The sequence below is a fragment of the Blastococcus mobilis genome (assembly GCF_900188025.1).
GTDB classification, from domain to species: domain Bacteria; phylum Actinomycetota; class Actinomycetes; order Mycobacteriales; family Geodermatophilaceae; genus Blastococcus_B; species Blastococcus_B mobilis.
In genome coordinates this window covers 1-12,128 of record NZ_FZNO01000032.1, presented here as the reverse complement: position 1 = coordinate 12,128, position 12,128 = coordinate 1, and the positions used below count along the sequence as shown (strand labels likewise).

Annotated in this window: 7 protein-coding genes; 2 read left to right on the top strand and 5 right to left on the bottom strand. The window is 71.0% G+C overall.

The genetic code is table 11. The features are described 5' to 3' along the window. Window positions 1-65: 65 nt before the first annotated feature. The 5 genes from CHB94_RS21200 to CHB94_RS21180 form a co-directional block, all read right to left on the bottom strand. Window positions 66-4,085, bottom strand: coding sequence for an Eco57I restriction-modification methylase domain-containing protein (locus CHB94_RS21200; RefSeq protein WP_089338545.1), 4,020 nt, complete (start codon window positions 4,083-4,085; stop codon window positions 66-68). Beyond that, entirely contained in the window at window positions 4,082-7,177 is a 3,096-nt protein-coding gene (drmD, locus tag CHB94_RS21195; RefSeq protein ID WP_089338544.1) for a DISARM system SNF2-like helicase DrmD, read from the bottom strand. Before drmD ends, CHB94_RS21200 begins: the two co-directional genes overlap by 4 nt. A gap of 494 nt (window positions 7,178-7,671) precedes the next feature. Beyond that, window positions 7,672-7,938, bottom strand: a complete 267-nt coding sequence (locus tag CHB94_RS21190; RefSeq protein WP_089338543.1) for a hypothetical protein — start codon at window positions 7,936-7,938, stop codon at window positions 7,672-7,674. Window positions 7,939-8,247: 309 nt separating this feature from the next. After that, window positions 8,248-9,483 carry a tyrosine-type recombinase/integrase gene (locus CHB94_RS21185; RefSeq protein WP_089338542.1) on the bottom strand — a complete coding sequence of 412 codons (1,236 nt, stop codon included), beginning with the start codon at window positions 9,481-9,483 and terminating at the stop codon, window positions 8,248-8,250. Further along, window positions 9,476-9,730 (bottom strand): helix-turn-helix transcriptional regulator, encoded by a 255-nt coding sequence (locus tag CHB94_RS21180; RefSeq protein ID WP_089338541.1) that lies wholly within the window; start codon window positions 9,728-9,730, stop codon window positions 9,476-9,478. The genes CHB94_RS21185 and CHB94_RS21180 overlap by 8 nt, the downstream gene beginning before the upstream one ends. A 348-nt stretch (window positions 9,731-10,078) precedes the next feature. Here CHB94_RS21180 and CHB94_RS25435 point away from each other — a divergent pair, with 348 nt between their 5' ends. Beyond that, the gene (locus CHB94_RS25435; RefSeq protein WP_089338540.1) at window positions 10,079-11,671 is read left to right on the top strand and encodes a class I SAM-dependent methyltransferase; all 1,593 of its coding nucleotides are present in this window, start codon (window positions 10,079-10,081) and stop codon (window positions 11,669-11,671) included. 62 nt (window positions 11,672-11,733) lie between these two features. Further along, on the top strand, window positions 11,734-12,036 hold the full coding sequence (locus CHB94_RS24675; protein WP_217899421.1) for a DUF6752 domain-containing protein: 303 nt from the start codon (window positions 11,734-11,736) through the stop codon (window positions 12,034-12,036). Window positions 12,037-12,128: the final 92 nt, after the last annotated feature.

Below are 12,128 nucleotides of genomic sequence, written 5' to 3'. Positions count from 1 at the left end.
GACCGGGACGGTAGCCGCGACCGCCGACAGTGCCGTGGGGTGCCATGCCGCACTCCGACGCCAGGTCACGCCTGGGCCGCCCGACGGTGGTTCTCCACCAGCAGCCGGTCGAGCAGCTCGAACCGGGCTTCGGGTGACACCGTCCACCGAATGCCGATCTTGGTGGGATGGTGCCCGATCTGCGGATCCAGGTCGTTCCACCCGTAGGCGGCCAGGACCGCGTGGTCGATCTGGGTGTGCAGTTCTCGCAGCCGGATAATCGCCGGGTCGGTCACCGAAGGGTCGTGAACCTGGTTGTACAGCTTCGTCAGCCCGAGCGCGCGACCCAACATGATCGCACGACGCTCCCTGTCGAGATGCTCACCAGCGACGAGGAGTTCTGGCGTGAGCGTCGGTCGGGGGAACGTCTGGAATACATTGGAATGAATGTAGCGCACCCGTGTCTCGAGAGTTGAACCGTATCGCAGCACCCAAGCCTGATGAACGCCGGACGCGAGCACCGCCAGGCTGGCGCAGTCCTCGAACGCAAATACCACGCAAGTCTGATCGAAGGTCGGTCCTGTTGGAATGCGAACTGGTGAGACAGTGCTACTGGTCAAAGAAATCGCAAGCACGTAGTTGAGGCTCTTGGTTGCCTCTTCAAGCCCCTGGCGATATTGCCAGAACTTCCACCATTCATTCACCATTCGCGGATACTTGACCGCATCCTTCGTGGACCGTTCCGGCCAGACATTCTGCTGGACACGCGCCCAGGGGCCGGGGTAGCGCCGCGCCCACGCTTCGGACTGCTCGCGGAAGTTGATGATCCATCGACTTGCCGATGCGTCGGGTCGGCGGCTGATATCTGCCCCACTGATGTAGGGGAAGACTACGTCGGCGTTCTGGGGATCCTGCTCGATGAGCTCGAGCGCGTAGTCCTCAGTCAGCATGAATCCGGCTCCCAAGACGTTGTGTCCCTGGAAGGCGAACCCTTCGTTCTCGGCGAGCGGTCGGGGGCGCCCCGTCTCGCGAAGGTAGGGCTGGAGGTCAGCCCCGAGTCGAGGAACTGGCTCGTTATCCAAGACGGCCGAAGCGTGAACTGCTGCCCTACTTTCCCACAGTTCGACAATCGAAAGACTCGCGCTAGCACTCGGCCACGGGTGGGAGCTCACGCCTCGGCGCATCGTCCATCCACGTTGCTCGAGTTGGAGTACTCCTACTGTTAGCGTGTCGCCTTCAGTCACGGAGTTGGTTGCGACGACACCGAGCTGGCCCCGTAAGCCTAAGAGGGCGTCGGCGCGGAGGAGAAATCGCGATGCTAGATCGGCATTGCCTTTGACGCCACGGCCGTCCCAGGTGGTGAGCCACGCCAAGTAATCATTCCCGAGTGGTCGTGAAATCCTCTTTCCGCCGAGGAATGGAGGATTGCCGATGATGGCATCGAAGCCAACTTGATCGACGTCGGCGAATACCTCTGGGAATGCAAGTGGCCAGTGCAGTGGCCGGCGCGGCTCCTTGCCGGACGGCAGACCTGCGTTGACGGCGCCGGTGAACTGGCGGAAGACCTCCGGATCGGCGCTGGAGTCGTAGTCGAGCACGGCCGCGTACAGTTGCCGGAAGATGCCGTCGCGCTGCCGCGGCGACTGCGTGGCTGCGCGGAGCCCGGCGCCGGTGAGCGCATCAGCCACGACCTGCAGGGGGCCCGATGCCGCTTCGGCGTCCGCCAGCAGCCGGGCCTTGTGCTCTACATCGCGGACGGTGACGACCGGGGTGGCGGTGATTCGCCGGCGGGCGTCGGCGGCGTGGGCGAGCATGTCGTGCCAGCCCTTGCCGTAGTCGAGGGTGTTCTCGTGCAGCCGGCGCCCGGCGACAGGATCGAGGTGCAGGGCCTCCAGTTGCTCCATCGAGGAGATCCCGAGCAGCGAGTCGCCGCAGACGAGCCGGTCGTCGAGGAAGCCGAAGGGGCGCTCGCGGTCCATCGTGACCAGCCAGAGGGAGAGCTTGGCCATCTCCACGGCGAGCGGGTTGACGTCGACTCCGTAGAGGCAGTGCTCCGCGACCAGCCGGCGGGCGCGCAGCAGCACACCCTCGACCTCGGCGTCCGCTGTGTCGATAGTGCGGTGCATTAGGGCTCGAGTGGCCTCGGTGTCGCCCTCGATGTCCCACGCCTCCATCAGGCGGTCGGCCAGGAACCGGCAGGCAGCGACCAGAAACGCGCCGCTGCCCATCGCGATGTCGGCCACCCGCAGTGCCAGCAGCTCGGTGGACGGTCGCAGCACCCACGTGTCCCGCTCAAGGGTCTCCAGTGGCCCGGGCCGGTAGATCAACGGTTCCAGGGCGTGTTGGACGACCTCCTCGGCCAGCGATCGGGGCGTGTAGTGCGCGCCGGTCGCCGCCCGCCGGGTGGAGGGGGCGACGTACCGGCCGCCGACCGGGACCAAGAGCGGGCGGTCGCGTTCGTCCAGTCGCAGCAGCGGGCCGAACTCCGCGAGCCGCTCGGCGAGCTGCTGCTCGAAAACCGAGTGGAGCGCCATGGGGACGGATGGCGCGACGGGCTCAGCGAGCAGCCGGGTGGCGCGCTTGCGGGTCGCGGCGCTCGCCGTTCTCTTGCCGACGTAGGCGCTGGCGACCCAGCCGTGCAGGTTGTCGGTGACGATCTCGATAGCGATCGAGGCGGGGATGAGGTCGATGCCGTTGCGCTGCGGTCGCAGCAGGAGCACCGGCTCGGTGGCGGTGCGCACCTCGCTCTCCAGCAGCCCCTCGTACACGTAGCCGATCTGCTCCACGTCCAGGGCGCGGAAGCTGAGCCGGCGCCGTTCGCCGTAGAGCCGGACGTACTGCACCGCGTCGAGCATCCGCAGCACGGTGAGGTCGTCGACCGGCGGCGGCGTGCCGTCGTGGCCTTCCAGCCAGGCGTAGCGGTCCGGGTCGAATAGGGCGCCGCCGTACGGCGGCAGCCGCAGGTCCTCGTGAGCCACGCCGCCATGTAGGGCCCGGGTGAGCGCGAGCAGCCGGTGCCAGGCGCCGGTGCGGTGTTCGAGGGTCTGCTCGCCGTGTACGGCGGCGCGCTGCTCGAGCTGTTCCACGAGGCGGCCCACGGAGTAGGCGGCCTCATACCGGGCGTCGTCGCTGGGCAGCAGCCGGCGTTCCTCGGCGAAGAGCAGGAAGACCACCCGCATCATCACGGTGACCACGCCGGCGTACAGCTCGTCGTCGCTGACATCGGTGAGCAGGGTGCCGCCGGCGTTGCGGTCGAGCTCGTCGAGCTTGCGGACGAGCATCTCGACAGCGGCCCGGACTTGCCCGCCGAGCGCGGTGGTGACCTCCTCCTGGGCACTGGCGCTGCGCTTGAGCAGCGCGGGCAGCTGCTCGCGGACTGGCACGCCGAGGAACCGGCGGCGCTCGAGGAGGGCGACGAACGCGGCCAGCGTCTCCGGCTCTTCGCTCCACAGGCTTGCGTCGAAGACCGCGGCGCCGACCGGCTTGCCACGCGGTGCCCAGACCAGGGCCCACCACCGGCCGTCGGAGACCAGGCCGAGGGGGACGTCGCGGGCGCGCAGGAGCGCGGCGAGGCGCTCGACTGGGCTGGCCGCCCAGCCGGCCTGGACGGTACGCCGCAGGGGGTGAGTTCCCCATGGCGCCCACATCCCCAGCAGCCGCCAGGGCCCGACGGGCGCGGGGGCGGCAGCGGGCTCGGCCGCTCCGCCGTCCTCGTCCTCGTCGGCGTCGTCCAGCTCGTCGGCGTCCTCGCCCTCGTCGTCCAGGACGAGGTCGTCGTGGGTACGGAACGCGAAGTCGGGGCGCAGCACCACCCCGTGCTCAGCGACGACTTCGGTGAGCATGGCCGGCAGCTCTGGTCCCTCGACCAGGGCATCGCCCCAGCGCAGCGCGTCGCAGAACACGTGACGGGCGATCGCGGCTCGGCTGGCTCCGCTGTCGTCGAGCAGCTGGGTGACGGCGGCGCGGAGCCCGGCGCGCACCGGTTGCGGGACCGCGGGCAGTCCGGCCGGCCAGATCTCGTCGGCGACCGGGACGGTGAGGAAGGGGCCCGACTGCTGGAGCAGCTCCAGCCAGGCGTGCCGCTGGGCCGCGGCCGAGGAAGTCATGATGCACGATCCGGGTGGGTGAGCAGGACGACGGCGACGGGGAAGGTCAGCTCGCGGATCCCGGTGTAGCGGCGCTCCACGGTGGCCCGCTCGCGATCGCGTTCTGCGTCGAGCCCGTCGAGCCGAGCCAGCCAGGCGGCCCGGTCGACCTCCAGCTGCCGCTGCTCGGGCTCGTCGAGCTCGTCGAGGCGCAGTTGGACGAACCCGGGCTCGGCCAGAGCCTCGGTCAGGTTGCGCCGCATGTGCTCGGTGATCACGTCGACGCGGGTCAGTTCGTCGGCCTGGCGGCGGGCGAGGTCACGCTCGAGGGCGGCCTTGCGGACGGCGGCGCGGGCGGCAATGTCGCCGGCCAGAAGCGGGTTCAGTTCGGCCCAGTCGGCGGCCAGTCGGCGGCAGGCGGCGAGGTCGGCCGGGGTGCAGGCGTCCGGCTCCAGCGCCGCTTCCACCGCGCTCCGTAGTGCCTCGAACCGGCGCTCCTCCACTTCCAGGCGCCGGGACCGGCCACGGGCCGGTACGGCTCGGGACGCCAGCAAGATTTCCTCGTGCAGCCGCGTGCCGTCGGCCCCGACGAGCACCAGCCGGGTGACGACGGTGACCAGCAGCTCGTCGGGGCGGACCTCGGGCGGCAGGTCCGCGGTCACGCCGGTCACCCTGCTGAGCGTGGCCACCTCTCCCCAGACGGCGCTGCGCAGCAGCCGCTGCGCCTGCTCGACCAGCCGGGAGCCGAGGTGGGCGTGCACGACGTCGGGGCCGGCGCGGTCGGCGTCGAAGGTCAGCGGGCGTCGGATGGCCGCGTCGAGCGGGTCCTCCAGGCCCTCGACGGTGCGCTGCCAGCCGCGGGTCAGTTCCGGCGGCTCGATCAGCCCGTCGGCGCGGTCGACCAGCGGTGGCTGCCCGGCTAGGGCCAGCGCGGTATCGACGACGCGGCGCACGTTCGGGGTCGCCACGTGCAGCGTCTGCGTGCTCTCGGCGAGCTGTCGGCGGAGTCTGGCCACCTGCGCGCGCAGGTCCTGCTCAGCACGCAAGGCCGTGGTGGTGGGCTGGGTTGTGAACGGGTCGTCGAGCACCGGCCGACCGAGCATTCGCGATTCGACGGCGCGGGCCAGCACCGGGTTGACCCGGCCGAGGTCTTCCCGTTCGCGGGCCACCTTCTCCGCCACGCGGCTGAGGAACTCCAGGTCACCCTCGTAGGAGCCGGCGGCGGCGCTCTCCCAGCCCCTTCCGGCGAAGTGGGCGACGTGCACCGGGCGGGTTTGCCCGAACCGGTCGACCCGGCCGATCCGCTGCTCGAGGCGGTTGGGGTTGAACGGGATGTCGTAGTGGATCACTCGGCAGCAGTGGGCCTGCAGGTCGATTCCCTCGCTGGCCGCGTCAGTGGCGAGCAGGATGCGGATCGGGTGCCGGTCGGGGGCAGCCTGGAACGCTGCCTTGAGGTGCTCTCGGGTCTTGGTCTCCATGCCGCCGTAGAGCAGGCCCAGCCGGTCCCCGCCCAGGCCGCGAGCGTTGAGCAGCCCGGCCAGCCAGGTCTGGGTGGCGCGGTACTCGGTGAACACGACGATCCGCTCGTCGTTCCACTCTTCGCCCGGGCGGCACACCGCGCTCAGCTCCGCGACCAGCCGCTCGGCCTTGCTGTCAGCCGGGCCGACGCGGGACCAGGCCCACTCCTGCAGCTCCGTCAGCGCGGCGTCGGCCTCGGCCGACAGTGGTGTCGCGGTGCCAATCATGAACGTGCCCTCGGCCTCGGAGCCGGCCGCGTCGTCCGGTTCGTCGTCCCAGTCGTAGTCGACGTCGAGTGGGTCGGCGTCGCCACCGCCGGACAAGCCGCGCACCGTCTGGGCGTGCTGCTCTACCGTCTTGTTCAGGGCCGCCGGTGAGGAAAACAGACGCTTCTTCAGCAGCAGGGTGGCCAGGTCGTTGCGTCGAGGGGATCCGGTGCGCAGCTCCGCGTAGCGGGTCAGCAGGGCGTGCCCGGCCCGTTCCGCGTCGGTGTAGTCGACCTCGAGGACCACGGCGGGCAGTCGAGGGGCGAACTCGGGCAGGCCGTCGGTGTCGACGATCTCGTCCTTCAGTCGCCGAACCAGAACCTCCGCGAGGGCGGTTGGATCGGGCTCCACGCCTCGGGCGAACCGGCGGGGGTCGACCATCTCCAGCAGCGCCTGCCAGGACTCGCTGTAGCCGTTGTGCGGGGTCGCGGACAGCAGCAGTCGGTGCTGGCTGTACTCGCTGAGCCGGCGCACTGCCCGGGTCTGCTTGCTGTCCACCGCGTAGCCGCGGCGGCCCTTCGCCGGCGCCGGCGGTGCGACGTGCTGGGCCTCGTCCACGATCAGCAGGTCGACGAACCCGGGGTGCCGCGCCGAGCCGTCCAGTACTTCGTCCAGCAGCCGCTGAACCCGAGGCGTTCGTAGCCACGGCAAGCTGATGATCATGCGCGGGTGGACGGTGAACGGGTTGGCCTGCAATCCGTGGGTGCGGCGCAGATCCTTGAGCGCGGCGGCGTCGAGGATCACGAAGTCCAGGCCGAACTTCTCGCGCATCTCCTCGCGCCACTTCAGGGTCAGAGGGGCCGGGCAGACGACCAGCACCCGCCGGGCCCGGTGACGCAGCAGCATCTCCTGCACGACCAGCCCGGCCTCGATCGTCTTGCCCAACCCCACGTCATCGGCGATCAGGAGGGCCACGCGTGGCATGCGTAGCGCTTTCGCCACCGGCTCCAGTTGGTAGTCCTTGATCTGGATGCCAGCCCGGAATGGGGCCTGCAGCGTGCTGACGTCAGCCGATGCCACGCTGCCCCAGCGGACGGCGTCGATCAGCGCGCCGAGGGTCTGCGGGGTGTCCCACGCCTCCGGGTCGGGCACGTCCGGCAGGGCGCCGGAGGGGATGACCGCCCGGCCGGGCTCTACCTCCCACACGACTGAGAGCTCCTCGCCCAGGTCGTCCTCCGACACCGAGGTCAGCGTCACCAGGGTCCGGCCCGGCAGGGTCGCGGCGGCGAGTTCGTCGGCGGGCAGGCGGGCGGTGCTCAGCTCGGAGACGACCCACTGCTGACCGCGGACCCGCACCAGCTGTCCGACGTCGAGTGGTGTAGCGGTCACGACGGGTCACTCTAGGCGGGTTCCGGCTCGCAGCCGAGCACGTTCGCCGGGCGGCTGCTCGCCGGAGGGAGGGCGGCTACGCCGGTGGCCGGCAGTGTCCGCACCGCCGAATCTCGGCGCCGGTGCGGGCCGAGGCGTCGGTGGCGGCCGGGCCGGTGGCGAAGGGGCCGTGCCATCGGCCGTTGGTGGCCCTGCTGGAGCCGGCCCGTGAGGCCGCCGCGCTCCGCTGGCTTTGCGTGACGGCGCCAGACGCCGCGGTACGCAGTTGGCCGGCCGGGCCGGCGTGGCTGCCGGCACATGCAGCCCCGTGGCGCTGCCCACGACGGCCTGGGCACCCGTGGCGGTACGGCGGACGGCTGATGACCTGGCCTGGGCTGCGGTGGAGCTGGCGGTCACCCCCGGCCAGCCCGGCTGAACTCCTCGCCTCTGGTGGCTGGCTCCACAGCGTCACGGCCCCCCACCTGCACGGGTGAGGGGCTGTGACTTGTCCGCGGTCAGGCGAGGTCGGCGAGGAAGTGCAGGACCGTCATGCGGGTGACGGTCAGCCACTCGGTGACAGTGGCCTCGTCAGCGTCCGTGATGGTGTCGCCGAACGCACCGCGCAGGGAGCGCTCGACGGCGTAGATGTGGTTGGCCGCGTCAGCGAACAACTCGAGCGCGTCGGCGCCGGTGAGCTGAGCGGCTTCGGCGGCCTGCATCTCCGCGTTGCTCAGGAGGCGCCAGGTCTCGGTCTGGAAGGGAGTCATGGTGGGGGTGGTCATGCCGGGGACCGTTCGGCGCGTTTCACCGGTGCGCAGTCACCGGGCGGACGATCGCTGCGCGCCTCCACCTCTGTGGGGTGAGTTCGGACGCCGCGCGCTTCAGCGCCGCGGCGATGCGGCCGATGTCGTCAGTGCGCGGCGACGTGGTCCAGACACGGCGGCGCGCCGCGGTCGGGGCTGGACCAACCCGATCGCCTCCTCCGCTCGGCCCCGGCCCTTCTCTCTCGGGCCGGGACCGGGCGGGGGGCCACCAGACTGCGGCGGGGCATGTCCCGGCCGCCGGACCTTCGGGTCCTAGCGGTCATCCCACTACGTGTCGGTCCTCCCCGGCAGGCGGCGGGTGGCCTCGCGGACATGCGAGTCGTCGCCCCGCGGCTTGTGCACGTACGTGTCCGTGGTCGTGCTCAGCTTCTCGTGACCCAGCCACTCCTGGACCCGCGTCGCGTTGAAGCCGTAGCCGCCGTCCGACGTCGGGGCGAGGCTCCAGGACGCGAAGCCGTGGCGCAGCCAGTGGAAGCCACTCCACGGCCACTCGCAACGTGCGCGCGCCGCACCGGCCAGCTTGCCGGCCTGGTCGGCCCACTTCTTCACCGAACGGTGGCGCGGGAACAGCCACCCGTGGTCGGGGCCCTCCCGGTCGAGCGCATCCTGGATGAGGCTCGCCGCGACGTCCGCGTAGTAGGCCCACAGCTGCGTGGTGCGCGTCTTGTTGCCCTTCGGCAGCGCCAAGGCCGGCCACATCCCGTAGCGGTCCAGCTGCCAGTCGACCGCGACCTCCAGGGTGTCGAGGTTGATGGAGTCGTGCCGCAGGGCGAGTGCCTCGTTGATGCGCAGGCCGGTTCCGAAGGCCAGGTGGACCAGCCGGGCGCCGTAGCCGGGGTACTCCTCTTCGAACGCCGCCGCGAACTTGTCGACGTCGGCGGGCGTCGGGCACTCGTCCAGGTGGACCCGCGTCTCCTTGCGGGCCCGGTTCTGCCGGGCGGCGGTCGCACGGGCACCGGACACCGTCGCGCGCCGCAGGTCCGGCCCTCCGAAGGGTCGGCCGTCCGAGAAGTACCCGTTCAGCACACCGAACTTGACCGTCACCGCGCCGAGGGTGCGAGCGACCGCGTCGATGACCTGCTCGGAGGCCCGCTCCTCGTTGAGCCTGTTGAAGATGGCCGTGTAGTGCGAGATGCCGACCTCCCGGCAGCGGACGGCACCGATGGCCGAGGGGACGTGGGTGTTCCAGTCGGAGCGGTACTGCCGGATGGTGCCGGTCGGGTGGCCGACCGTCTCCCAGTGCTTCACCGCGGCCCGCATCAGCTCGTCGAGCGTGGCGTTCCCCTTGGGGGCGGGTCGGTGCTCGAGCAGATGCTTGCGCACGTCGGCCGCGCGCAGCTCGGCCGCCTCCCGACTGCCGCATCGCTCCAGCTTGCGCGTGCCGGAGCCGGGCCGGCCGCCGGTCCAGTAGGCGATGCGGCCGTCGTCGTACACGCGCACCGGGTCGGCGTCCCGGCGCCGCGTGACCTTGGGCTTGCGCCTCACCTTCGGCTTCTCAGACACGCCCCGGCCCCTTCCGCTTCGGACCGGTCTGGCGGGTCGGCGGCCGGGTGGAGCCGCCGTCGGCGACCCAGCGCCGGACGGCGTCGGGGCACCAGCGCGGCCGGCTGCCGACCATCCGCGGCGGCGGGAACGTCTCGTCCTCCCGCCGAATGTCGCGGACGTGCCGCTCGCTGACGTCGAGGTAGTGGGCGATGTGCTTCGGTCCCCAGGCCGTGTCGGCGGGGGGCCTCGTGGTGTCGTTGGCCATGATCTGACCGGTCCGGACCTGCCGGGCGCTAGTCAGTCGCTCGCAGATCGGCGGCGTAGAGCGGCCTCGATCGGCACGGCGTACGTGACAACTGTGTGACGGCTCGGGGAGAACGGCCAGGTCAGCAGGGGAGTAGGGCGCTGAGGTCCTAGACCACCCAGATCTACGAGGGCACCAACCAGGTGCAGCGCATGGTCATCGCCCGGTCCCTGCTGCGCTGACGGAACGTATCGGGTAAGCAACGACGCGTATGGAAGATGGTGTCGCACTGTTAGCCTGAGGACTCGCAGCGTGTCCGTCGGGCCCGGCAAGGGGCCAGCCAGCGCGCATCGTTCCGCAGCAGGAGCCATGAACTCGATCCGTCGTGTCTGGCCGTCCGAGGACGGGCTGATCTTCGAGGTCGACGGTCCGGGGGATCGGGTCATCGACGTCCTGGTCGACGGCCGCCGGGTGTGGTCGTTCCGCGAGTCCGCGGAACCGGCACCCCCCGGACCACTCCCCGCAGGGGCCGGTGCGGGCTGCGTCCGTTTCCAGCCCTGGCCGGTCCTGCTCCGGCCCCGCCTGGCCGGCCGATTCCAGGTCCGGCTGGTGGCGGCCGGTGACGACCGGGGCACGGAGGCGACCGCGGATCTCGGCGCAGCACCCGGGTCGCCCGAACTCACCGACCGGTTCGGGCGGCCGCTGGTCGTCAACAAGTGGGGTCGGCTCGGGCGTGCGATCGTCGACGCCGGTCCCGGCATGGTCGAGCGGATGCTCGATCACATGGACGACGTCCGGACGCTGCTGGAGAAGCACCTGGGACCGGCCGTCTTCGTCACCGGTGGAACGTTGCTGGGCCCGGTGCGGGAAGGGCGCGTGCTGCCCCACGACGACGACGCCGACCTGGCGTACCTGAGCCGGCGGTCCCACCCGGTGGACGTCGCGCTGGAGGCCTTCGAGATCGGCCGGCTGCTCGGCGCCGCCGGCTACGAGGTGGTGCGACTCTCTGCCGGACACCTGCAGATCCACTTCACGCACGAGGGCGCGCCCGACCACTACGTGGACGTCTTCACCGGCTTCGTCCTGGACGGCCGCTGGCACCAGCACTTCGCCATCCGCAGGGCGGCCGAGCGGGAGGACCTGCTGCCCCCCAGCACCGTGCTGGTCGAAGGCCGGGAGGAGCCGGCACCGCGGCAGCCGGAGCTCATGCTCGAGGCCACTTTCGGGCCGGACTGGCGCACGCCCGATCCGTCCTTCGCCTTCCGGCTGCCGGCATCCACCAGCGACCGCTTCTACGGCTGGTTCGCCGACTACAACGTCGAGCGGGAGGACTGGGACGACGAGCTGCTCCTGGCCCTCCACGACCCGGCCGACGAGCCGGTTCAGATCAGCGCCTTCGGCCGATGGGTGCACGAGCGGGCCCCGCAGGGCTCGGCGCTGCTGGAGCTGGGCTGCGGCATCGGCTCGGATGCCCTCGCCCTGGCCGAGGCCGGGCACGCCGTCCGCGCGGTCGATTTCTCGCGGTACGCCGTCCGAGCGGCGCAGGCACGTCTGGCCGGCCGTGAGCTCGACGTGTCCTTCGACGTCCTGAACCTGCTCGATACGCGTCAGGTCATCCGGCTCGGCGCCGAACTGGCGAGCTCGCGGCAGTCGTGGACCGTTCTCGGCCGCCGCCTGCTCAATGCGCTGGAGGACCGAGGACGGCACAACGTCTTCCGGCTCTCCTCCATGCTGCTGCGGGCTGGTGAGTCCGCCTACTTCGACGTCGTGGCCGATCACGACTATCCGGGGATTCACTCCTACCGGCACGTGAGCGTGCCGCAGGTCGTCGCGGAGGCTGCGGACCACCGCCTGGTGCTCGAGGAGGCAGTACCGCGCCTGGAGCCGCTGCGGTGGTTCGGGCAGGGCGAGGAGCAGATCGTGGAGATGCATCGCATGACGTTCCGACGGAGGACCCGATGAGTACGCCGCACGAGCCCGCTGGGCACAACCGTCTGCGAGGGCCTGTGCGTGCGGTGCGGCGTGTGCTCGCGCCGGCCGCGCTGGAGCTCGAGGGTGAGGCCGCCCGGCTGCTCGCCGAGAACGCCGCCCTCCAGGCGGCCGTCGAGGACCTCCGAGAGCGGCTGCGGGGAGCGGAGGAGCGCTTGGAGCGGGCCGACGAGCTGTCGGGCGAGGTCGCCGAGCTGCGCGACGGCCTGCACGAGGCCCGACGGCTCAACCTGCGAGTGGCCGAGCTCACCGACCTGGTCACCGAGCTGGTCCTGCCCCTGCACGACCGGGACATCCACCCGGAGGCGCTGCAGCGGCTCCGGCCGGAGCCGCTCTAGGGCGTGTCTCACCGATCTTGACCGGCGGGTTCGGTAGGCCTGGTGTGTGCGCGATCGTCACGATCTGACTGATGTGGAGTGGGCCCGGCTGG